16 protein-coding genes are annotated in these 23102 nt (G+C 71.6%); 10 read left to right on the top strand and 6 right to left on the bottom strand.

Translation table 11 applies throughout. The features are described 5' to 3' along the window. Positions 1 to 78 precede the first annotated feature (78 nt). The 5 genes from WMF45_RS31200 to WMF45_RS31180 all read left to right on the top strand — a co-directional run bounded on the left by WMF45_RS31200 (position 79) and on the right by WMF45_RS31180 (position 4208). Positions 79 to 774, top strand: coding sequence for a hypothetical protein (locus tag WMF45_RS31200; protein ID WP_437708697.1), 696 nt, complete (start codon positions 79 to 81; stop codon positions 772 to 774). Then, positions 771 to 1313, top strand: coding sequence for a hypothetical protein (locus WMF45_RS31195; protein WP_437708696.1), 543 nt, complete (start codon positions 771 to 773; stop codon positions 1311 to 1313). The genes WMF45_RS31200 and WMF45_RS31195 overlap by 4 nt, the downstream gene beginning before the upstream one ends. Positions 1314 to 1383: 70 nt before the next feature. Beyond that, the gene (locus WMF45_RS31190) at positions 1384 to 2061 is read left to right on the top strand and encodes a hypothetical protein (protein WP_437708695.1); all 678 of its coding nucleotides are present in this window, start codon (positions 1384 to 1386) and stop codon (positions 2059 to 2061) included. Between the two features lie 145 nt (positions 2062 to 2206). Continuing rightward, on the top strand, positions 2207 to 2863 hold the full coding sequence (locus WMF45_RS31185; RefSeq protein ID WP_437708694.1) for an FMN-binding negative transcriptional regulator: 657 nt from the start codon (positions 2207 to 2209) through the stop codon (positions 2861 to 2863). Positions 2864 to 3260: 397 nt separating this feature from the next. After that, positions 3261 to 4208, top strand: a complete 948-nt coding sequence (locus WMF45_RS31180; protein ID WP_437708693.1) for a hypothetical protein — start codon at positions 3261 to 3263, stop codon at positions 4206 to 4208. Positions 4209 to 4281: 73 nt separating this feature from the next. Here WMF45_RS31180 and WMF45_RS31175 read toward each other — a convergent pair whose 3' ends face one another. Then, positions 4282 to 5775, bottom strand: a complete 1494-nt coding sequence (locus tag WMF45_RS31175) for a serine/threonine-protein kinase (RefSeq protein ID WP_437708692.1) — start codon at positions 5773 to 5775, stop codon at positions 4282 to 4284. A gap of 115 nt (positions 5776 to 5890) precedes the next feature. On the opposite strand from WMF45_RS31175, the gene WMF45_RS31170 reads away from it, so the two are divergent. Together WMF45_RS31170 and WMF45_RS31165 are read left to right on the top strand one after the other, a co-directional pair. Beyond that, complete coding sequence (locus WMF45_RS31170; protein WP_437708691.1) at positions 5891 to 9874, top strand: protein kinase domain-containing protein; 3984 nt, start codon at positions 5891 to 5893, stop codon at positions 9872 to 9874. A 194-nt stretch (positions 9875 to 10068) separates the two neighbouring features. Further along, positions 10069 to 10944 (top strand): hypothetical protein, encoded by an 876-nt coding sequence (locus WMF45_RS31165; protein WP_437708690.1) that lies wholly within the window; start codon positions 10069 to 10071, stop codon positions 10942 to 10944. A gap of 80 nt (positions 10945 to 11024) precedes the next feature. On the opposite strand, the gene WMF45_RS31160 is transcribed toward WMF45_RS31165, so the two are convergent. Beyond that, entirely contained in the window at positions 11025 to 12395 is a 1371-nt protein-coding gene (locus WMF45_RS31160; protein ID WP_437708689.1) for a TolB family protein, read from the bottom strand. 119 nt (positions 12396 to 12514) lie between these two features. Between WMF45_RS31160 and WMF45_RS31155 the strand changes: the two genes are divergently transcribed. Both WMF45_RS31155 and WMF45_RS31150 read left to right on the top strand, forming a co-directional pair. Further along, positions 12515 to 13147 (top strand): hypothetical protein, encoded by a 633-nt coding sequence (locus WMF45_RS31155; protein ID WP_437708688.1) that lies wholly within the window; start codon positions 12515 to 12517, stop codon positions 13145 to 13147. A gap of 140 nt (positions 13148 to 13287) precedes the next feature. After that, positions 13288 to 14874 (top strand): SNF2-related protein, encoded by a 1587-nt coding sequence (locus WMF45_RS31150; protein ID WP_437708687.1) that lies wholly within the window; start codon positions 13288 to 13290, stop codon positions 14872 to 14874. A gap of 162 nt (positions 14875 to 15036) precedes the next feature. Here the strand turns inward: WMF45_RS31150 and WMF45_RS31145 are convergent, their stop codons facing one another. The 4 genes from WMF45_RS31145 to WMF45_RS31130 all read right to left on the bottom strand — a co-directional run bounded on the left by WMF45_RS31145 (position 15037) and on the right by WMF45_RS31130 (position 20553). Further along, positions 15037 to 16047 carry a hypothetical protein gene (locus WMF45_RS31145; RefSeq protein ID WP_437708686.1) on the bottom strand — a complete coding sequence of 337 codons (1011 nt, stop codon included), beginning with the start codon at positions 16045 to 16047 and terminating at the stop codon, positions 15037 to 15039. Between the two features lie 19 nt (positions 16048 to 16066). Further along, positions 16067 to 17476: a DUF4150 domain-containing protein gene (locus WMF45_RS31140; protein WP_437708685.1), complete on the bottom strand. Its 1410-nt coding sequence runs from the start codon at positions 17474 to 17476 to the stop codon at positions 16067 to 16069. After that, positions 17473 to 18546 (bottom strand): DUF2169 family type VI secretion system accessory protein, encoded by a 1074-nt coding sequence (locus WMF45_RS31135; RefSeq protein ID WP_437708684.1) that lies wholly within the window; start codon positions 18544 to 18546, stop codon positions 17473 to 17475. The genes WMF45_RS31140 and WMF45_RS31135 overlap by 4 nt, the downstream gene beginning before the upstream one ends. A 96-nt stretch (positions 18547 to 18642) precedes the next feature. Further along, on the bottom strand, positions 18643 to 20553 hold the full coding sequence (locus WMF45_RS31130) for a type VI secretion system Vgr family protein (RefSeq protein ID WP_437708683.1): 1911 nt from the start codon (positions 20551 to 20553) through the stop codon (positions 18643 to 18645). A gap of 256 nt (positions 20554 to 20809) precedes the next feature. On the opposite strand from WMF45_RS31130, the gene WMF45_RS31125 reads away from it, so the two are divergent. Next, positions 20810 to 22963 (top strand): DUF2169 domain-containing protein, encoded by a 2154-nt coding sequence (locus WMF45_RS31125; protein ID WP_437708682.1) that lies wholly within the window; start codon positions 20810 to 20812, stop codon positions 22961 to 22963. Positions 22964 to 23102 lie beyond the last annotated feature (139 nt).

Raw genomic sequence — 23102 nt, 5'->3', positions numbered from 1 at the left:
CGACGCAAGGAGAGGCGGAGGTGGCCGCGGGGCGTTGACAGCCCGGAGTCGCCGCGATGTCATGAGCCTCTCTTCCACGTGCTCCGCCCACCGGTCAGCTTCCAGGCGCGCGCGATGTGCATCGGGCTCTGCTGTGCGGCGCTCGCGTGCATGGCGCCGCCCGGCCCGAAGGGCGTGCTTCCCTTCCTCGCGTCTCCGGCGGGGCTGGGCGTCGCCGCGCTGGCGCTCATGGCGCTGGGGACGTCGATCGAGGACCTCGGCAGGATCCGGCGCATCCGCGCCGGCGTGGGCCTCTGTATCGCGGCCGGCGCGCTCGTCGCGGCCGGCGCGCTGTGGGGCGCTGCGCTGCCCGCGCTCGAGCCGTCGCTCGCCTGGTTCGCCTGGCTTCTTTATGGCGCCGGCGCGATCGGCGTCGCCCTCGCGCTCCGGCGCGACATCGCCGTCTTCCGCGATCCGCGTCACGGTCAATCCGTCCGCCTGGAGTCGATCTCGGCCGACGCCGTTCGTCTCACCGCCAACGGGGCTCCGGTCACCGTCCCCGCCGCCCAGATCCGCGGCGTGAGCCTCGGCGCCAGCCTTGAAGGGCGATGCGTCTTCGTCCTCGTCGGCAGCCGGGACAAGGTGATCGGCGACGCGCGCGCGCTGCCCTGGGTCGCCGCCCATCGGGACGGCGATACCTTCGTTTTGACCGAGCACCAGGCGGGGCTCGACGCGGAGGTCCTGGCCGTGCGGCTGCACGAGGCGGCTTCCGCCAGCGGAGGGGACTATCGATGAAGGCGAGCGAACACGCGGCGGACGACGCTCTCGAGATCCCGCTCCGCCGTCCCTACCTGGAGCTCCTCCTGAGCGCCTTCTTCTTTGCGGTCTGCGCGGCGGTCCTCTCCTACCGGGCCCAGACGAACGACCGCGGCCTGATCCTGAACGGGATCCTCCATTTCGAGGCCGGAGGCGCCGACGTGTTCTACGCGGTGCTGGCGACCCTGTCAGGGGCCTTCTGCGCGCTCGGCGTCCTCGCCGCCGCGCGGTTCGCGGCGCTCAAGGAGTTCCGGATCGTCCTTGGCCCTCGATCGATCACCTTGCCGTCGATGCATCCGCTCCGTGGCGCGCGGGAGGTCACCGTGCCGCTCGATCGCGTCGAGTCCGTGGAGCTGCAGCCGCCGGCCAAGCCGATCACGCTGGTGATCCGCGAGGACGATCGCTCCCATAATATTCCGCAGCGCTGGCTTCCCAGGGGCAGGTCGGCCGAGGAGGTCGCCGGCGCGATCATCGCGCGGGTGCGGGGGTCGCAAGCGGGGCAGCGCGCCCGCGGGTAGCGCGCCGCAGGTCGTCGGATCTCTGCCGCGAGGCGGTAGTAGGATGGCGCGCGATCACGAGGAGGCACTCATGAAGGCCGCGGCCGCGCTGGTGAAGGACATTCACGAAGAGCTCCGGAGCATCGACGATCAGCTGAGGGCTCACCCCTATCCGGACGCCATCGAACGGGGAGAGGTCACGGTGGAAGGATTGAAGGCCTTCCCGGGCCACCAGCACCACGTGGTGCTCAGCGACCTGCGCTCGATGGCGATGATGCTCCAGCGCTTCGGGGACACGCCCTGGCGCGATTTCTGGAGCGGTGTCCTCCAGGGCGAGCTCGTGGCGCCGGACGGGATCGCCGCCATGGGCCGGAAGCTCGGCATGACGAAGGACGACCTGGATCGGTACGAGGTCACCGCGGAGGGGTTCGCGTATGCCGTCCAGATGGCCTGGGCGGCGGCCAACGCCTCGGCGGCCGAGATCGCGTGCGCCCTGCTCATCAACTTCCCTGCCTGGGGGTTCAACTGCGGCAGGATGGGGAAGGCGCTCCGCGACCGGTACGGCTTCGGCCCGGAGCAGACCGCCTTCCTGGACGCGTTCGCGGCCCTGCCATCGTTCGAGGACACCGCGGTCGCCATCGTGCAGGACGGGCTCGACCGCGGCGTGGAGCCCCGGGCGATCCGCCGCACGACCAGGCTATTTCAGGCGTATGAGAAGATGTTCTGGGACGCGATGATGGCGCTGGGAGCGCAGAAGGCGCGCGGCTAGCCAGCGCCGCCCTTCCTCGCCGTGGAACGCGGGCTTGTCCATCAGACCCTCCGCGAACCAGTCCTTGATCGTGCCGGTGCTCACACCGACGGCGCGGTCGCGTCGACAAGGGCGGCCGGCGCGGGCAGTGGTACACACTGCCGTCATGACGACGACGGCCGCGCCGCGATCCATCTATCTCCCCAGAGCCTTCGAGGCACCCGACCTCGCGGACCTCCACGATCTCATCGACGCGCATCCCTTCGGCATGCTCATCGCGCCCGGGGAGGACGGGGTGCCCATGATCGCGCACCTGCCGTTCCTTCTGGAGCGCGACAGCGGCCCTCACGGCGCCTTGCTCGCGCACGTCGCGCGGGCCAACCCGATCCGGCGCGCGCTCGACGGGAGCACGCCGGTCCTGGCCGTCTTCCGCGGGCCGCACGGGTACATCTCGCCCGGGTGGTACGCCTCGCGCGACGACGTGCCGACCTGGAACTACGCCGTCGTCCACGCGCACGGCGCGCCGCGGGCCATCGAGGACCACGAGGCGCTCCTCGCGCTGCTCGCGCGCCTCTCCGACGTCAACGAGCGCGGGCAGCCCGAGCCCTGGAGCGTCGCGGAGCTCTCGCCGGAGAAGGGAGCCGCGCTGCTCCCCGCGATCGTCGGCTTCTCGATGGAGATCACGCGGACCGAGGCGAAGCTCAAGCTCTCGCAGAACCGCCGCCCCGAGGATCGCGACGGCGCCATCGCCGGGCTGCGCGCGCGGGGCACGCCCGACGACCTCGCGCTCGCGGAGGCGATGGAGCGCGCCCGCCCCCGCTGAGCCGTCAGGCTTCGCGCGCTAGCGATCTCCTCCCGGAGACGCTCCGCGCCGCCCTTCCAGCCCGCCGGGCTCACGGCGGAGCGGCGTTCGACGTGAGGCGGCGCTTCCTCGACGCGCGCCCGGGCAGCCCCCACGCCGGCCGCATCGAAGCGGGCGCCGGGATCTGCGCGCGACGAATTTGTGATCGCGGAGACGGAACCCGGAGATAGTGCGGCGGGAGGCCTTGTCATGAGGCGCTTCATTCCTTGCCCCTGGAGCTTGCGTCCCGGCAGCGCGATCGGGCTTCGCAGCTCATCGGATTCAGGGAATTTCTAACCTGCTCGGCGCTCCGGGTGGCGGTCGTGGAGGGGCGGTTCCTCTCCAGGTACGGGAGATACGAATGTTCAGAAGGTTTAGAGTGAACAAGGTGTTGGCAGGGATGGGCTTGTTGTCGGTCGGACTTACGTCCTGCGGCGACCACGTCGCAGGTGATGAACCGGCCGTCGTCGGGATGGATCTCGATGAAGCGGAACAAGGGCTGGCGAATGGAACGCTCGTCTCGAATCGCTGGGCAGGCGGCATCGTCGATGTGGGTTTCTGGGACGGGAGTCAGTGGATCATGTCCGGCTGCAGCGGGCAGGTCGTGTCTCGTGATGCGATAGTGCTCGCCGCCCACTGTGTTCGTCGCTGGCTGACGCCGGATACGGCCAATCCGCCGAACCTCAACTACAATCCGCCGGATACCGGGAGCACGTGGTTCGCGGCCTACCGAATGAACGAAGACGGCACCTGGACGTGCATCACGGATCCTGCCGGGGGTTGTCAGCTGCAGGCAAGCTGGGCGGTGCCGTCGACGTACCTGGGCGTGTACCACACGGCGACGCAAGCATGGACCGGTGACAACGCGGATCGCGATGTCGCCACGCTGAACTTTGGCACGAACTTCGCGAACGTCGTGCAGAAGGACGCAGCCTATCTGAACTCGGGCGGTGACTCGACCGTCGCGACCGCCTACGGCTACGCAGACTCGCCGGCGAGCGACGGCAGGCTTCGCGGGGGAAATTTCTCTGGTATTGCCTTGAGCGGCGGAGCCTACACAAAGACTGTCCCGCAGGCCGACCCGCACCTGTGCGGCGGCGATTCGGGCGGGCCGCTGCGCTTCCTGACCAGCGCAGCGACCACTCCAGAAAGCACCGTTCGTTCGGGGGTCCTCCTGGGAGTCAACTCCAAGGGAGGGTGCAGCGGCGCCAATGTGGGTAACCTCTGGGCGCCCATCAACAGCAACCGTACCTTCATCGAGAACAACATCGGTCGGGCATGTACGACCGTGGTTCAGAACGGTTGGAGCACCCGCGACTGCTGGTGAGCTTCCGCCGCCGCCCGCCGGGAGCGCCCTGTCGGGTCCGCCTCGGCGCGGGCGCCGAAGGCTGCGCCCGCTGCTAAGGGTCCAGCACCCGGAGCAGCGCGCTCGACCCCGGCGAGACGGGCGCGGGGTGCGCTGTGACGCCGAGCCCGTCGAGCAGGGCGGGCGACGCGAAGAGCCCCTCCGCCGCTCCCTCGGGCACCCACCCGGAGAGCTCCAGCAAGTCGCCGCCCGTCAGCGTGCCTTCGCCGCTCGCCTGGAGCTCGCCGACGTGCACGCAGAGGCGGACGTGCACCCGCCGGTCGCGCCCCGCGCGCACCTCGATCCGCCGCTTCAGCGACAGCGCCGCGCCGAGCGCATCGCGGCGCGCGGCCTCGTCACGCGCCGGATCGAGGGGCCGGTCGGCCGTGACCAGCGCGGTCGTGCCCGTCTCGACCGCGGTCGAGAACCCCGCGTTCGTGAGCTCGGACAGCGCGAAGGGCACGACGGACTCGAAGTCGTCGAGCAGCTCCGGCGTCGGCTCATCGAGCGCGCCCGGGTCGGCCTGCACCTCCACGTGGATGCCGATGGCCGATCGCCGCGGCGCCGCGGCCGCCCCGCCCGCCGCCCACGGCGCCGCGACGGCCGCGCGCAGCTCGGTGAGCAGCTGCCCCGCCGACGGCTGGCGCTCTGCCGGGTCCTTGCTGAGCGCCCGCAGCACCACGTCGTCGAGCGACGGGCTCACGCGCGCCTGCGCGCTCGGGCGGGGCGGGCTCGCGAAGAGGTGGAGCTGGCGCAGGACCGGGAACGACGCGCCGGCGAACGGCGGCTCTCCCGTGAGCATCGCGTACGCCAGCGCGCCGAGCGCGTAGACGTCCGTCCGCGCGTCGACGGGGCGGCCCGTGAGCTGCTCGGGCGACATGCTGGAGGGCGAGCCCAGGACGTGCCGCGACGTGGTCAGCGCGGGCCCCGGCGCGTCGAGCAGCTTCGCCACGCCGAAATCGAGCAGGACCACGCGGGGGCCGCGTCGCTGCATGTCGCCCGAGCACAAAAAGACGTTGGACGGCTTCACGTCGCGGTGCACGATCGCCTGCGCGTGGGCCGCGTCGAGCGCGCTGCAGAGCGGCTCCAGGAGGGCGAGCGCCTCCTCCAGCGGGAGCCGGCCGCGGGCCTCGAGGTGACTCTCCAGGCTGACGCCGTCGAGCAGCTCCATGACGAAGTAGGGGCGGCCATCCTCGAGCCTGCCGACGTCGAGCACCTCGACCACGTTCGGGTGCCGCACCCGCTGCATCACCACGACCTCGCGCTCGAAGCGGAGGCACACGTCAGGGTGCAGCGCGAGCTCGGCGTGCAGGACCTTGATCGCCGCCTTCGTGCCGCGCGTCACGTGCTCGCCGCGGTAGACGACGCCGAAGCCGCCCTCGCCGAGGACGCCCTGGAGCACATAGTCGCCGGCGCGCGAGGGCACCTCGGCGCTGCGCCGGCCACCCGCGGTGGATTCCTCCCCGGCCGAGAGGGTGACCGTCTCGTCGGTGGAGCTCACCACCCCGCGCGGCGCGCTGGGGATGGTGTCGTCATCGACGTGTACCATGCTAGTCCGCGACGATAGCATAGGCGTGATGCGCGCTCGCAGGCGCGCAGGCGCGCCTGCGTCAGAGAGAGGCCGAGTGCATCGCTGTCCTTTGTGTCACCGGCGTCGCGAGGGCGTGGCGCCGTGCCCCTTCGACGGATGGACGCCGCCGCCCGGCGAGCCCTCCGCGCCCGCTCCGCCGCGCGTCCCCGGTGTCTCGCTCGGCGAGCGCCTGGGGCAGGGCGGCTTCGCCATCGTGTGGGCGGGGATCTCGGACGAGGACGGCGCCCCGGTCGCCGTCAAGGTCGGCATGTCCACCACGCCGATGCTGGACGAGCGCTTCCGCCGGGAGGCCGACGCGCTCGAGCGCATCGGCCCGCCGCACGTGGCGCGATTCCACAGGTGCGGCCTGCTCGACGATGGTCGCCCCTACCTCGTGATGGAGCGGCTCTGCGGCCGCACCCTCGCCTCGGAGCTCGCCGCCCTCGCCGCACCGCCCGATCCGGGCTGGGTCGCGGCGCGGGCCGACGCCGTGCTCGCCGCGCTCGAGGCCGCTCACGCCAGGGGGGCGATCCACAGGGATCTGAAGCCGGAGAACCTCTTCATCGAGCGCCGCTCCGGGGCGGCGGACGAGCGGGTCGTGCTGCTCGACTTCGGGCTCACGAAGCGCGCCGAGCGCACGCCCGGCGACGCGGCGCGCGAGGCGCTGCTCACCCGCAGCGGCGTGGTCCTGGGGACGCCCGAGTACATGGCGCCGGAGCAGTTCCGCGGCGAGGCGGTCGACGTGCGCGCCGACGTCTACGCGTTCGGCGTCATCCTCTTCGAGCTGCTCACCCTGCGGCTGCCCTTCGCGGGCGACGGCGCCTCGCTCGAGCATGCGCACCTCACGCTGCGCCCCGAGCGCCCGGGCGAGCTCGCGCCGGTGCCCGCCGCGCTCGAGGAGCTCACGCTGGCGTGCCTCGCCAAGGATCGCGAGCGCCGCCCGGCGGACGCGCCCTCGCTGCGGCGCGCCCTCGCCGCGGCGCGCGCCACCTTCGCGCCGGCCGAGCCGGGCGCGCCGCGCAACCGCGCCGCTGCGCCGGCCGAGCCGGGCGCGCCGCCCGCGCGCGCCGCGGCGCCGGCGGACTCGACGAGCGCCAGGCTGATCGCCGGGGGGCGGAGCTCGGTCGTGCTGCTCGTCGCCGACACGACGGCCGCGGCGTCGCCCGTCATCGCCTCCGTGACCGGCCGCAAGGGGTTCATCACACGGCAGCGCGGCAGCCGCTACGTGGCGGTCTTCTCCGGCAAGGACAGCGATCATCCGGCGCAGTCCGCGCTCGCCGCCGCGCGCGAGCTCGCCGGGAAGCACGGGGCGCGGGCGGCGCTGCACCTCGCGTCGGTCACCCTCCGCCGCAGGGCGCGCGGCGCCGTCTCGGCGTACGGCGCCGCCGTCGAGCGACCCGAGACCTGGCTGCCGCCGGAGCCGTGGTCGGGCGTCGCCCTCTCCGCCGAGATCGAGCGCGCCCTGCCGGCGCGCGAGGACAGCGACGGCCGGCCCGCCTCGGCCGAGGCCGAGCCGTCCGTCGAGATCGAGGTCCCGCTCGCCGGCCGCGACGACGTCCTCGCGGCGATCGCGGAGAGCGCGCGCGCGGCCTTCGACGGCACGTGCCCGGGGCTGTTCACGCTGATCGGCGATACCGGGCTCGGGAAGAGCCGACTCGCGGCGGAGGCCGCCTCGGCGGCCCTCCGCTGCGACGCCGGAGCGCTCGTTGTCTCGCTCCGCGCGGCGCAGCCGCTGCTCGGCGACGCGGCGCGCGGCGCGGCCGAGCTCCTCGGCCGTGTCCTCGACGCGCCCGCGGAGGCGCCGCCGGACGTCGCCGCGTTCTGCCGCGAGCGGCTCGGCGCCGCGCTCGGCGAGGCGACGTGGCCGTCGGTCGCCGCGGCGCTCGGCTGGTCGCCGCTGCCCGCGCGCGGCGCGCCCGCTTCGCTCCACCACGGCGTGGTCCAGGCGCTCGGCGAGGCGCTGCGCCGGCGCGCCCAGCGCGGGCCGGTCGCGGTGATCGTCGACGACGCGCACTGGGCCGACGACGCGCTTGTCGACGCGCTCGAGTACGCCACGCTCGACGGCTCCGGCGTCGCGCTGTGGGTGCTCGTCGCCGCGCACCCCCGCTTCGAGCAGGTGCGCCGCGCCTGGGGCGCGCGCACCCAGCGCCACGACCGCGCGGCGCTCGCGCCGCTCGACGACGGGGCGGCGATGGCGCTCGCCGCCGAGCTGCTGCGGCCGGCGGAGTACCCCCCTGCCGAGACGCTGCGCCGGCTCGCGCGCTGGGCGGGCAACAACCCGGCGTGCCTCGTGGAGCTCGTGCGCTCGCTCAAGCGGGCCGGCGTCGTGAAGCGCCGCGTGAACGCCGGCAGCCACTACGTCGCCACGGCCGAGCTCGACAACCTCCCCCCGTCGCCCGCGTGGCAATGGCTCGCGGAGCGGCGGCTCGACGCGCTCTCGCCGGAGCTCGCGGCGTGCGTCCGGCTCTGCGGGGTGCTCGGCGACTCGTTCGCCCGCGCGGAGCTCGAGCAGATCCTCGACTCGATCGCCCGGGCGGGGGAGGCCGGCACGCCCATCGACGCGGGCTACGGCCTGAGCGCCCTCGTCGAGCACAGGATCCTGGAGCGCGGCGCTGGCGAGCGATATTCGTTCCTGAGCGCCGTCTTCCAGGACGCGGTGGTCGAGCTGCTCGACCCGGCGGAGCGCGCGCAGATCCACCGGCGCGCGCTCGCCTACTTCACCGCCAGGGTGGAGGCGGAGGGGCCTCGCCCGGAGCTCCTCGCGCCGCTCGCGCGGCACGCCGGCGGGTGCGGGGCGCGGGAGGCGGCGGCGGACGCGTGCCTCACGCTCGCCGATCTCGCGTTCGCGCGGCACCGCCACGTCGAGGCGGACCGGCACTACACGGCGGCGCTCTCGTTCGCGGCGGCGGACGACGCCCGCCGGCGGGCGCGCGCGCTGGCGGGGCGGGGCAAGAGCCGCTACCGCGTCGACCGGACGCGCGAGGCCACGGACGACCTCGCGGCCGCGCGGGCGCTGGCCGCGGAGCTCGGCGACGACGCCTCCCTCGCGGACGTGCTGCTCGAGGAGGCGGCCGCGCTCGACTGGGCGGGCGAGTTCGATCGCTCGGCCGAGCGCGTCGAGGAGGCGCGCGCGCTCGTCGACCGGCTCGGCGCGCGCTCTTTCTCTCTCGAGGGCCGCATGCTCGTCGCCGAGGGGCGCACCTGCTTCCGGCGCGGCCGGGTCGCCGAGGCCGTCGAGCTGCTCACGCGAGGCGCCGCCAGCGCGGAGGCCGAGGGCGATTACGGGACCAGGATCGTCGCCCTCCTCCTGCTGTCGCCGGCCTTGATGTGGCTGGGAGAGCTCGACCTCTCGAACGCCCGCTTCGACGAGACGTTCGCCCTGGCGTCGTCCGCCGAGGACTGGCCTCACCTCTGCGCCGCCTGCACGTGCCGCATCCCGCTGAGGGCCATGCGGCGCGAGCTCGACCTCGCCATGGCGGACATGCGCCACGCCATCGCGCTGGCGCGCGAGCTCGGAAACCCCGTCCTGGAGCGCCACGTGACGCTGAACGCGGCGGAGCTGCTCCACGCGAGCGACCACGGGGACGAGGCGCTGGAGCTGGCCCGCCGCGCGCACGTGCTCGAGCGGCGGTTCTTCGAGCACGCCGCGCCCGAGTGCTCCCTGCTCCTTGCGCGCATCCTCGTCTCGAGGCGCTGCCACGACGAGGCGAGCCGCCACCTCTCGTGGATCGAGCGGAGCTGCCCGCCCGACCCCTCGGCGCCCTCCCTGTGGGCGTTCTACCGCGCGCTCCACCTGGTGCTCTGCGAGCAGGGCCTCCGCGCACGCGAGCCCTCCGCGAGCGCCGAACCATGGGAGGACGTGCTGTCGCGGTGCCAGGGCGGGCTCCTGGCTATCGAGCTCGTCGAGCTGCTCTCGATGCGCGCCGAGATGGCGATCGCCGGCGGGCGGCCACGGGAGGCGGCCTGCGCTCTCCAGGAAGCGGAGGCGCGGCTCGACGAGGCGCCGGGCTTCCGTGCGCGGCTCGCGCGGCTCGCGGCTCAGCTGGATCGGATGGCGGCTCCGGGCATCAGCGGGTGAGGGGCAGAGCCTCCATCCGATGCCCCCTGGCGCCCGCCTTCGCGCCGGATCCGGATTGTAAGTATCGGATATTATTTGAAATTATTCGTGAACGAGCGCGCCGGCGTCCCGTGCGGGAGGGGGCCGGCCGCCTGGCACGAAACCTGGAGATAGCCGGTCAGAGCGCGTCGCACGCGTCGCCTCAGGAGAAAATTATGTCGAGCTTTGGAGCCCCGGTTGCAGCGCTTCTCGGTACGTGCCTGTTCGCCCTTGGATGCGTGGTGACGCCGGCGCCGGCCGACGACAACGAGGAGGACATCGCGGCCGAGGAGGATGTGGCGTCGGTCGAGCAGGCGTATGTCTTTCCCAACGGCGACGATCCGGAGTTCTTCTGGGAGCCGCGGACGATACAGATGCTCCAGCGGCTCGCCCTGGCGCCGCTCGCGGACGGCGCTGGCAAGCTCGCGAACACGCCGCTCCTGGAGACAGCGCAGGGCCGCAAGCTCCTCCACTATGTCGTGGGCTGCGCGCTCCGCCCGGACATGACGGTGACGGGCGTGGTGGGCGCGTCCTCCTATGTGTACAAGGGGGCGCTCGGCCTCGCGGCGCCGTGGCGGAGTCAGGCGCTGTCCCTCTCCTCCCCGCAGCGCTGGGTGACGGCGTGTCTCCTCCAGACCTTGAACGCCTTCCTGGAGGAGGTGCCGATCCGCATGGTGGGCAAGCACCCGGGCCTCGCGGACGCGCCGTGGATGAACCCGGCGCAGTACACGTTCCCGGACGCGACGATGTTCGGCAACATCTTCGTCCCGGGCCAGGAAGTCGCTTATGCCTGCGCGGATGAGGGTGCGCAGCTCGCGTGCGGCGATGTGTGGAGCACGTTCGCGAAGCTGCGGATCTGCGACTCGTCGCCGACGTGCAAGCTCACCCCCCTCGGACCGTGCAAGGGCTCGCTCCCGAACGAGACGGACTGCGTAACGAACGCCGCTGGTCATCCGACGTGCCACGCGGACGGTGTGTCGTACCTGGAGTCGATCTCGTCGAAGCTCGACGCGGAGGGGGTCTTCAACCTCTACCCGAGCTGCCAGCCATGAGGCCCGGCGCCCCTCGTCGACCAAGGGCATCGCCGCGGCCCGAGCCGCCGGTGCAGCGCTGTCGACGCAGGGGCGTCTCTCTAGGGAACGGGGCTCCACGACGCGCTGCCGCCGTAGGCGATGAACGCGGGCACGGCCTTGGCGTCCCGGGTGTCGACGACGACGACGCTCCGAATCGTCGGCTCGCAGCCGTAATAAGGGCATAGCGAGAGCGTGAAGGCGAGGTGGTGATCGTCGGGCGCCCAGGCAGGCCCGTAGGCGCTGTAGAAGGGGCGCGGAAACGCGCTGGTGAGCGGGCGGTCGGCGCCGCCGTTCGCGTCGAGCAGCGTGATCTCGTTCCAGTAATCCGCGCCGAACCCTCCCACGCGGACGGACCACGCGACGGCGATCTTCGAGCCCTTCGGCGAGACCTCCGGGTGCATCGAGCCCGAGACCCAGAACGAGCCGAGCCCCTTGATCCCGGTGCCGTCGAGGGCCGTCGTGTAGAGCTGCGACCGCTGGCAGCACAAGGCCTCCGTCTCGCTCGCCGAGAAGAGCAGGCGATCGCCGAGAAAGCGGGCGGCGCTGAACATGTGGTTGCCCGCGTCCGGCAAGCGCCTGACGCGCCTCGTGGCGATGTCCACCGAGAGGAGGTGCTCCGCGTCGAACTCGCCTGCGACGCAATGAATCGCGTCGCCGCCCGGCGAGAACGTGCATTCGCCCAGCGCCCCCGGCTGGCCGATGCGCTGGTCGTCGCCGCTCGCGACCTCGACGAGGTGGAGCTCTTCCAGGCCTTCGTCCGCAGGCGGTCGCGCCCTGGCGACGTAGGCGACGCGGGCGCCGTCCGGCGAGACGGCGAACGAGGGCTCGCCGTACCATGCGGCGAATTTGCCGGTGATCGGCCGCTGCTCCGTGCCGTCCGCGTTCATGAGGAAGACGCGCCAGGCCATCCCGTCGCGGTTGCTGAGAAAGGCGATCCGCCGGCCGTCGCCGAGGAAGGTGGGCGCGATGTTGCGTTGCGTCTTTTGCGTGAGCTGCGCCTCGACGCCCGTCGCGAGGTCCATCGTGAAGACATCGCCCGAGCGCACGAAGATGATGCGCCCGGACGCCAGGGCGAGCTCCTTGGCGCGGCGGAGCCGCGGAGGCCTCTTCTCCGCCTCGGGCACGCCGAGCCCCTCGTAGGCCTTCACCCAGTCGTCGAAGGTGCCGATCGTCTTGCGCGGGGCAGGGTCCGTCGATTCCGCGGTTGGGTCGGGGGGCGGCTGGTAGGGAGCCGTCGGAGGCTCCGCGCTCGGCGCCGGCGACGCCGCGAGGGCAGGGGGGGCGGGCGGAGGCGTGTCGTCGCACTGGAGCGAGGCCGCCGCGCTCGGGGCGCTGGGCGGGGGAGGGGAGTCGCTGTCGCCCGCCGGTCTGGGCGTGCAGGCGGCGAGCAGGAGCCACGCGATCGCGGTGCGCGGCGTTCGTTCGTGCATGATCATGGGAGAACGCCGCGGCAGGGGGCGCTCATCCCGTTCTCGGAGCGCTGCGCCGCGCGCCGCTCGAAGGGCAGGGCTCCTTCTGGCGCCCGCGCGAGCGGTGATAGGCTCGCGCGATGAGCGCCGCCGCGCCGCCCACCCTGGACGAGGCCCTCCCGCGCCCCCTCGTCCGCGCGCGCTCGCCCGCGGGGCGCGCGCTCGGCGCCGCGACCATGGCCGCCGCGCTCGCGTTTCCGGCCGCGGCGAGCGCCTCGGACTCGGCGCCCGCGTTCACCGGCATGGGCTCCGCCGTCGTCGAGGCGCTCAACGAGCTCCGCTTCTGGGGCCAGGCACAGATAGGCGCCACTGGCGCGATCAGCGATTGGGAGGAGCCGGGCGGGGTGAGCCTGCGCGCCTCGATGAGCGTGCGCGGAATCGGGCTCGCCGGCGCGCTCCGCTATGAGCAGGTGGAGGGCCGCGGCGGCGGCGTGCTCGCGCTCGGCGGGCAGCTCCGGCCGCTCGCCTTCGCCCAGATGACGGCCTATGAGCGGATCGATCCCTTTCTGAGCCTGGGCGGCGAGGTCGGCGGCGAGCAAGACGCGCTTCGCGCCGACCTCTACGTGGGCGCTGGCCTCGATTTCGTCCTCTTCCCCGAGGAGGACGCCCAGCCTGCGCTCGTCCTCGAATACCAGCTCCGCCCCCTCCGCACGCCCTCGGACACGCCGCTCCAGATCCTGCACCTCGGCGCCGCCATGCGCGGCGTCTTCTAGCGCGGGCGCGCGTCCGCGCTGGTATCAGGGGCGTCATGACGACGATGCGTGCCAAGCGAACGGTGTCGGCCCCGCGCAGAGCTCCCAGAGCGGCCCCTCCAGCGGCCCCCGCTCCGCGTGCGGCGCCGGAGCGAGCCCATGTGCTCGACGTCCCGTTCGCGATGCGCGCGGTCGCGTCGGCGAGCGGCGCGCGCTGGGACGCGGAGCACGGCGTGTTCGTCGTTCGCGCAGAGACGCTCCCGCCGGCCCTCGCGCCGTTCCGCGCCGCGCCGTACTCGTGGGAGCGACGCATCGAGCACGAGCTCAACGACGACCCTGCGCCCGCGCCGGCCGCCCCCGCCGGGGCGATGATCCTCCGCCCGCACCAGCTGGACGGCGTGCGGGCCATCGCCGCCGCGAAGGCCGCCAGGCGCGCCGGGTTCCTCCTTGCCGACGACGTCGGCCTCGGCAAGACGATCACCGCCTGGGCAGCGGTCCTCCAGATGCCGGACGTCACGACGGTGCTGATCGTCTGTCCGCTCGCCGTCGTCGCGCACTGGCGCCGCACGGTCCAGGCCATGGGCGACGCAGGCAAAGAGATCGTGATCATCAACTATGATCGGCTGGGCAAGCTCTTCGAGGTGACCCCGGAGGCGCGGCGAAGGATCCGATCGAAGAAGGGCCTCGCGCGCGCCGGCAGCGCCGCGGAGTTCGACGTGGTGATCTGGGACGAGAGCCATCGCTGCAAGAACCCGGCGGCGGCGCGCTCCAAGCTCGCGGTCAAGCTCAACGCACGCGCACGGTTCGCGCTGTGGCTCTCGGCCACCGCGGGCCAGAACCCGCTGGAGCTGTCGTATCTCGCGCCGCTCCTGGCGAGCGCAACCGGGAGCCGCTCCGCGGATCTGAAGGACTTCGAGCAGTGGTGCGAAGGCCAGGGGCTCGGGGTTGCGCGCGGCGCGTTCGGCAGGTGGGACTGGCGCGGCGATCCGGCGGACTGCGAGAAGGTGCGTGCCCTCCTGTTCGACGGCCGTCCCGCGGTCGGGATGCGGCGTCGCCCGGAGGACGTGGCCGGCTGGCCCGAGATCAACCGCATCCTCACCCCGCTCGAGCTCGACGCCTCCGCGCGCGAGCTCTACGCGCAGGCGTGGACCGCGTTCCGCCGGGAGATGGATCTCCTGCCCAAGGGCGCGAACCCGAGGTCGGCGCTCGCCGCGATGCTGCGCCTGCGACAGAAGAGCTCGCTCATCCGCGTGGGCAGCACCGTGGAGCTGGTGCATGAGCTGCTCGACAACGGGCATCAGGTCGCGGTCTCCGTCGCCTTCATGGAGACGCTCGAGGCTGTGGAGGCCGCGCTGGCCCGGGAGCGCGTCCCGTGCGCGCTGATCCACGGCGCGCTGCCGGCCGGCGAGAAGGAGGCCGAGCGCCTCCGCTTCCAGCGCGGCGAGCCGCGCGTGGTGCTCTTCACCGTGGAAGAGGGGATCTCGCTCCACCAGGGCGAGCACAACGAGGTGCCGCGCTCGGCGGTGATCCACGATCTGCGGTGGTCGGCGATCCAGATGGCGCAGATCGAGGGCCGCTGCCACCGCGATGGACGCTTTGCGCAGGTCTACTGGGCGTATGCCGACGATACCGTTGAAGACAAGATCGCCGCGATCGTGAGCCGCAGGATCCGGTCGATGAAGGCCATGGTCGGCGATGACGTCGAGACGATGCACGAGATCGAGCGCTTGCTCGCCGGAGCCGCGTGAGAGACGCGGGGGTGCACGAGGCCGAGCGTCATGCCGACGCTCGAGCACAACGCCCGCGTCGAGATGTTCCGCGAGGACCTCTCCGGCGCCGAGACGTCAGCGCTCGCGGGGCATCCCGCGCTAACCACGCGCACATCATCCGATGACGATGACCGTCACGTGTCAACGGATGGGAGCGTTGTCGACGTGGTCGATCCGCTCCCAGCGGCTGCCCTCGAGGCGCACGATGTCCTTCGAGCCGACGACCCAGAGCGCGCCGCCGACGCTGTCGACCGTGTGCGCGTCCTCGATCTCGGGCACGAGCCCGGTCGAGACTCGCCGGAGGCTGCCGCGCTCGTAGGTGAAGAGGCCGCGCGGATTGGCGCCGCTTGCCAGGTAGATCCGGCCGTCGTGCCTGGTGATCGACGTGAACATCTGGCGCCGGCCCGAGACCGCGACCGCGCGGAAGCCTTCGCGCCGGTTGCCGCGGAGGAGCGTGCCTTCGCGCCCGCAGATCCAGATGCGCTTCTCGTCCTCGACGAAGATGCTCACCAGCGCCGCGGCCGTGACGGGCGGGAGAGCGGTGAACGTGGCGCCGTCCCAGACGAGGATCGTGCCGCGCGTCCCGGTGACGTAGATCTCGTCCTCGCGTGGACCGTCGACGCAGTAAAAGACCTTGTGCTCCGCGGCCGGCGAGCTCGGCGCGCGCAGGAGCGCCCGGGCCCGCTCCTCGGGATCTTGCAAGAGCGAGCGATCGAGGTGCTCCCAGCGGCCGGCGCCGAAGTCTCCGCCGACACGGCGATAGACCTGCCCCCCGTCGCCGCAGGCGTAGAGGTGGTCGCCGACAGGGCGGAGGCGCGCGAGGCGCCCCCAGCGCTCGGCGTCGGGCGAGGTGATGCCGGCGCCGGGGATCTTCTCGCGCGGGAACGGTGGCCGCACGAGCACGACGTCTCCCTCGGCGGAGAGCACGCAGAACGAGGTCGGCGCGCCGGGCGCGGGGGTGAAGCGGGCGATCGAGGTGACCGCGACCTGGAGGTCGCCGTAGAACCACTTCACCGGCCCCGGATCGCCGGCATCGTAACGGCAGAGCCGGGTGAACGGCGTGAAGGGCTCCTGGCCGTCTGGCACGCCGGCGACACAGAGGAAGTCCGCGGCAGCGGCCTTGGCGCGGGTGAAGGTGAGCGGCGTCGTCATGGTGATGTCTCCCTCGACCTCAGTAGCGACCGCCCGGGCGCATGCCGGTGCTGAGCGCCTCGTACTGCGGGCTCCCGGCCACGGTCGGCATGAGGGTGGTGCGGCCGAGCTGCGCGCGGTCAACCCCGGCGAAGCCCGCCTGCACCGCGGCGCGGATCTGCGCCTCGCACTCCCGGCGGAGGTTGACGACCTGATTCTCCGAGACGTCGATGATGTTGCCGATGGCGGTCGTCCCCGGCGGCGTGCCGTTCACGCCCAGCTGGGCGATGCTCGCGTCCACGCCGTGCGCCTCCCAGTGCTCCGAGCCGTCGTCGCCGGCGTTGCCCTGGAGGCAGATGGCGGGCCCGTCGCCGAATGACGGGAAGTTGGGGATGCGCTTCATCCCCGCCTCGCCCTCGGCCCTCGTGCCATAACGAAGGGTGTAGTCGGGCACGATGTGGTGCGCCTGGTAGCCGGGTTCGCACGTGCCGCGGATAGCCCTGTATGGGCCGACGTTGCAAGGCCGGTCTCGCTCGCGCGTCACGCGCACGTTGCCCGCTGCGGCGGCGAGCCGCGCATTTTCCTCCTGTCGCGCGCGCTGCGCCCGCAGGCGCTCGGCGTTCTGCCGGATCTTCTCGGCCGAGGGCCACGGCTGCCTCACGAGCTGCTCGAGCTGCTCGGGCGTCATCTGGCGGAAGTCGACGAGGTTGCCCGCCTTGAGCGAGAGCTGATTGTTGGTGCTATCTACCTGGTTCCAGTACCAGCCGCTCGATCCATAGGCGGCACTCCGCTGGTCGGCGCTCATCTGGCCATAAAGGTGCTGATCGATGCTCCGGGCGAACATGCCTTCATCGCCGATGTAATACTGACCGGCCATCTCCCCGAGGCCTGCTCCCAGCGCACCGAGGCCGAGCAGCGCGTTGAGCCTGGCGGCCGCCCCCATGGGCCCCGCGGCGGGCGCGCTCCCCGGCGTCGTGGCCGTGCCCGTGCCCGTGTAGGCCCCCGTCGTGTCGAGAAAGGCGACCTGGACCGGGCGGTCGCCGGCGCTCATCACCCGCGTGTCCCGCACGAAGATGAGCTTCCCCTCGGTGTTGCGGTCGTTCATCCACCAGGCGTCGTCGTGGCGGATCGCGTTTCTGCCCTCGATGCGCACGGTGGGCGAGTAGGTCTTGGGCTCGCAGACGCTGCCCACCGTGCCCGATTTGACCCCGAGCCCGCTGCCCGGCTCATCACCCTGGCACGTCGTCACCTTCGATCCCATGTTGTGCGACCGATCGCCGGTCTGCAGCACGGTGGTCGCGGTGTCCACGGCCGCCTGGTTCTGCCTTGCGTAGATCGAATAAGGGATGGGGACGAGCGCCGGGCCGACCGGCGTCTTGCAGACATCCGGGCAGGTCGAGACGATGATGCCTTCGCCTATGTCGCGGCTGCCCTCGCGCGGGATGCTCATGCGTCGCTCCCCGGGCTCACGAGCCCTCGCTCGTCACACCACGGCAGCGCCGCGGCCTCTTCGAGGCTCGCGGTAGCGAGATCGATACGATCGAAGCCCTGCGACATGGCCACCCAGGCGCGCCAGGTGAGCTGGACAGACCAAGGCGGCTCGCCGCGGACATCGATGTGCATGCCATCGAGGTGGAGGCGCACCGGGACGCGGCGCCCCCGCTCCCACTTGAACCAGGCCCAGAGCGAGTGGCCGGGCAGCGTGAACGCGAGCGCGCCGCCCCCCGGCGTGAGGCCCTGGAGCTCGACGCGCTCGTCGCCGCGGAGATGGCCGGGCAAGACGAGGCCGGGGTGCGCGGTCTGGTAGAAGCGATAGTCGAAATCCGAGGGGAGCTGAGGGTGGCGAGTCGCCAGCCAGGCGTCGTCGTAGGTGCCGGCGAAGCGGCTGCGAAACTGCCACCAGGGCGGCACGGGCCCGAAGCCCTGCGGTTCTGGCCGCGCCGCCGGGTCGCCCACAGGCTCGGCCTCGCTGTCGATGGTGGGCGCGGGGTAGGCGCGATCGGCCGGCGTGTGGCGGCGATCGAGGACGCCCCGGCCGATGGGGTTGCGCGCGTCGACGTTGCCCTCGGGATCGCCGATGACGACGCCGCCGGCGGCCGATCGGTAGTCGATGGACGCGCGGGCCGCCGGCTCTCCCGTGGAAAGCCGAAACCCGCCGGCGTTCGGCTCGAACGCGCGCGGCGCATACGCCCTCAGGAAGCGCGTGTATTCCCCGACGCGCGCGCCCACCTGCCAGACGTGCGCGGCCACGCCCCCGGGGGCGTGGCCATCAGCGAGGAGGGTGACGTCGGCCGCGGGCTTGAAAGGGATGAGCAGGCCGACCCGGAGCATCGGTGTCGCATGCGGATCACCCTCGTACTCGTCGACGAGGATCAAGGATTGATCGGGGGCGATCGACAGCCGGCCTTCGGGCGAGAGTAGAAGCGTGCCCCTTGCCGCGACGACGGCCATGGCTGCGCCGTCACGGTGCTTCTGCTCGAACCCTAGCGCGGCGAAGGGGGTCGCGTTGGCGGCCAACATGGCTAGCGGCGGTGGACGGCGACGCGGGGGCCGTCGATGAGGTGCGTCGCAGCAAAGGCGGTTCGATTCACGGCCTTTCTGCGACCGCATTCAGGGCTAGTTGAGATCGATCGGATCGCCGAAGACCTGGACATGCTCGCTCCCATCGACCAGGATCCTAACGCCCTTGAGCGTGATATTGCCGTCCTTGTCCATCACGAACTTCGATTTGCCGCACGTGATTTCGATCTTCTCCCCGACGTCGATGGTCTGATTCCGGCCAATCTGCACTACCTCGTCGACACCCACGGCGCGGGCGCGGATCATCCCCACCGCTTCGCGCAGGCTATTCAGCACGCTCTTCGTGGCGTTGTTGCCGACCGTGACGTCCTCGTTGTGGCCGATCCCCGTCGTCCGGTCGCGGCCGATCGTCGTCTCCTGATCGTTCTTGACCAGCTTGTGGAGGTCCTTCTCGGCTTGCATCCTGACGAGCTCGCTACCGGCCTTGTCCTCGAACATGATCTCGTTGTAGCCGTACGTGGACGGGCTCGAGTTGCTCTTCCAGCCGCTCTGCGTCTTGTTCATGGGCAGCGAGTAGGGCGTCTTCTGGAGGTTGGTGTACACGCGGCCGACGATGATGGGCCGGTCGGGATCGCCGCCGAGGAAGTCCACGATGACCTCCTGTCCGATGCGCGGCAGGTTGGTCCCGCCGAAGCCGGCGCCGCCCCAGGGCTGGCTGACGTGGATCCAGCACGACGAGTCGTTGTTCATCTTGCTCTCGCGGTCCCAGTGGAAGTGGGCGCGCACGCGGCCGAACTCGTCGACGTGGATCTCCTCGCCGGGCGGACCGACGACCGTGGCGCTCTCGACGCCCTGCGCGCGGGGCTTGCGCGTGCGCAGCGGCGGTCGGTAGGGCGCGTCGGCGCTCACGGCGACGCAGGAGTGCTCCCACTCGGCCGGTACCTCGCCGGAGAGCCGGGACTCGAGGACGAGCAGCTTCTTGTCGGGACCGAGCTCGCTCTTCGGGTGCTCGAGGAACGAGAGGACGGCGCCCGGTGCGGGATCGATGACATTGGTCTTGAACACGATCTCCCGTGCCGAGGCGCGCTTCGCCTCCAGCCGACGCTGAGCGAGCGCCTCGCCCTCGGACTCGTCCGCGCGGTACTTGCCCTGATCGTCGGCTGTCGGCGAGCTCTCGCCCTTTTGACTTTCGAACAGGAACGCGCCAGGCACATAATGGAAGCGCTCCAGCTGATCTTCCACGGGGCCGGCGCCGGAGGCGGTGGCCAGGAGCTTGTAGTTCGCGGGCCTCCGGTGGTCGTGGTCGCGCACCGTGTACTTGCCGGGTCGCAGGCGGCGGCCGACGACGACCTTGGTGACGTGCTCGCGGTCGGCGTCGGTCGGGTGATCGCGGTACGTGATGGGCACGCGGGCGACGTTCGCCTGGGGGCGGTCGTCGAGGACGAGCCGGCTCTCTCCGCCGTTGTCGAAGTAGAAGCTCACCCCGGCGTCCTCCAGCATGCGGCTGATGAAGGTGTAGTCGCTCTCGCCGTACTGGACGCGGTACTTGCGCTTCTTGTACTCGCCGGCAAGCCGCCGCGTGGGGGAGATGCCCCACTCGCCGAGGAGCTGCAGCACGATGTCGACCTCCGACTTGTGCTGGAACATGCGGTAGTTGCGGCGCTGGGTGGCGAGCCAGAGCCGCGGGACCAGGGTCAGCTCGTAGGTGGAGAGGTCGCGCTCCTCGACGGCCACCTGCTGGAGGTGACTGCACAGTCCGGACCAGACGCGGGTCTGATTCGCGTGCGCGGTGAAGGTCATGGGCTGGCCGATGACGGCTTCGAAGTCGATATCCGGGTTGTCCGATACGGCGACGATCTGGACCTCGAAGAGCGAGGACATCCGCTCGGTGACATGGAAGCGACGCACATCGAGCATGTCGCCCGACGCGATCTCCGCCTCGACTCGGTAGACCCCCGAGCTCAGTCCGGTTCCCTTGTTTCGCATGCTCGGGTGCGTGTCGGCCATGGGCATTCCTAGCCCGGTCTACCCTGCGCTTGTAGAGCGGACAGCCGATGCTATCCGGCAGCCATCCCTGTCCGCAAGAGGGGCCCGCGCGCGTTGTACGCTCAGGGCTCCGCCAGTGCGGCCGTTCAGACGGTCGAACGCCCACACATTGACGCCTCGTGTTGATGGTTGCAGTATCGCCGGCGGAGTGAAGGTCGTCTCCCTTTCGCAGCTCCCCGTTGGCCTGGTCGTGTGGCAACCCCATCCAGGCGCCTGGATGCAGACGTTCGTCTGTAAAAGCACGTTCAAGCTGTACCCCGGTGTGTGTGCCCTCGCGGCCGAGCAGGAGCCGCTCCACCTATCCGACCGCCACTGGCGCGACGACGCGTGCTGGAGTCTCTATGCGGCCTCCGACGTCGTCCCCCACCGCGCCCGGGCGGACGTCGTCCTCGTTGGCCACGCCTTCTCGCCCAACGGCACGGCAGTCCGATCCCTCACTGCCCGCGTGATCGTGAATGACATCGACAAGGCCATCGAGGTCTATGGAGCTCGCAGCTTCACGCAGCACGGCGTCCTCGATCAGAGCTCGCGCTTCACCAGGATGCCGCTGCTCTGGGAGTACGCGGGCGGCGGCCCCGGCACCTCCAACCCCGTCGGCATGCCCCCCCATGCTCGCGACATCCACGGGCGACGCAACCTCCCCAACCTCCAGCGTCCAGGCGTTGTCGTCATCGGGCCGGACGACGTCATCGAGCCCGTGGGATTTGGACCCGTTGCCTCCGGATGGCCCACCCGCCGGCAGAAGCTGGGGCGCTACGCGGCCACGTTCCCCGGCAACGACTGGCACCGCCAGCCCCTGCCCCCGGACCTCGACGTCAGCTACTTCAACGCCGCGCCGGTCGACCAGCAGACCACCGCGCTCCGCAATGACGAGCGGCTCATCCTCGAGCATCTCCACCCCGAGCACCCGCACCTCGTCACGAGCCTCCCGGGGCTCCACCCCCGCGCCTACGTCGACCGCCCCGGCGAGCCCTTGCAGGGCGTCGCCATGTGGCCCGATCTGCTCTGGATCAACACCGACCGCTGCATCTGCACGGTGACCTGGCGCGGCCAGGTCCCGCTCCGAGAGCCGGAAGAGGCCGGGCAGATCCTGGTCGCGCTGGAGGAGCCTTATCAGACCCTCGTAAGTAACGACAGCGAGGGCGTGCCCAGCAGTTCTGGAGTGGGGCTCGCGAGCGGCCGGGCCGGCGGCGGCGCGATGAGCGAGATCGGGCTCCAAGCGCCCTACGACCAGGCGCACGATGGCGATAGCGCCGTGCACAACGAGGATGACCCTGAGGCCTGCACCCTGCCGTTGGACGTGAATCAGGATCTCGCCGTCTCCGGGCCGGCCCTACCGTTCCCCACAGTGCCCGCGGGCCAACCTGCTCCCCCGTCGAGCCCGGCGCAGCGCCTCGCAGTCCCCCCCTTCGTGCTGTCCGCGCCGCCGGCGGCCGCGGTACCCCCGTCGAGTCGGGCACAGCACCTCGAGGCCGGGGCCGCTGCGTTCGTTCAGGCCGCGCCACGAGCAGCCGCGGTACCCACTCCGGCAGCCGCGGCGCAGCCGCCCGCCGATGCGCCCACTGCCACCAGCGCGGCTTCACTGGTCGCCGCGAAACCCGCGTTGCCATTCGTGCAGGGCGAGCGAGCTGAGCCTGCGCTACGTCACCAAGCAGAGTCTTCGCCGCGAGGGGCGGAGCCAGCAGAGGCTCCTGACGAGGTGCTGCGTCCGCCGCTTGTCGCGATCCCTCCAGCGCTGTCGCCTGCGCTGCACGCGCCGCCTGCGCCTGAGCGCGATGCGAGGTCTCCGCCCCTGACGGCAAAGGAGCCCGCCCCTCCTGCCATGCTCGGCCCACTGGCGAGGCCAGACATGGGGGTGATGGAGCCCTCGGCAGAGGAGGCGCCCGAGCCTGACACCCAGGCGAAAAAGCCTGATCCGCTCCCCGCGCCGGAGGAGCCCGCACCGCCTCTCGCGGCCTACCCCATCGAGCGTTGCGCAGTCATTGCGGCCAAGCTCGCGCAGCGGCCGGCGGACTGCGACACCATCCTCAAAGCGGAGGAGCTCACGCCGAAGAATTGGCAGTCGCTGCACGAACAGTGGCTTGACGAGATCCAGGACGAGATCGCGCGCCGGAAGAAGAAGCTCCTGTCAGCTTACGACGCGGCCTACGTGGCGGCACTCGAGAAGGAGCGCGGGCCGATCACAGCGGGCGAGTACGCACAGCTTGTGATCTCGGCCGAGCAGGGGCAGGGCCAGGCGGCACTGGCCGAGCTGGGCCTGCCGGATGAGTCGATGATGCGGATCCGGCGGGTGTGGCTGGAGAGGATCGTGAAAGACAAGAAGGCGGCGGCAGCGGTGCGGGCTGCCATGCGGAAGGCGGACGAAGCTTGAAGGCGGGCGCGCTGAGCGGCGGGAGCTTCTAAGATAGGCACAACCGCATGGGCCTGGGTCCTCCGGCTCGACCGGAGCCCATCGTACCCATCAAGAGCACGTTATGCCTCTCCGCGGAGGGGTGCGATCCGTCGTCACG

Origin of the sequence: Sorangium sp. So ce448 (genome assembly GCF_051520915.1) — a bacterium.
Lineage (GTDB): Bacteria > Myxococcota_A > Polyangia > Polyangiales > Polyangiaceae > Sorangium > Sorangium cellulosum_B.
Note: the sequence above shows the minus strand (reverse complement) of the source record. Positions and strands in the feature narration are given on the sequence as shown.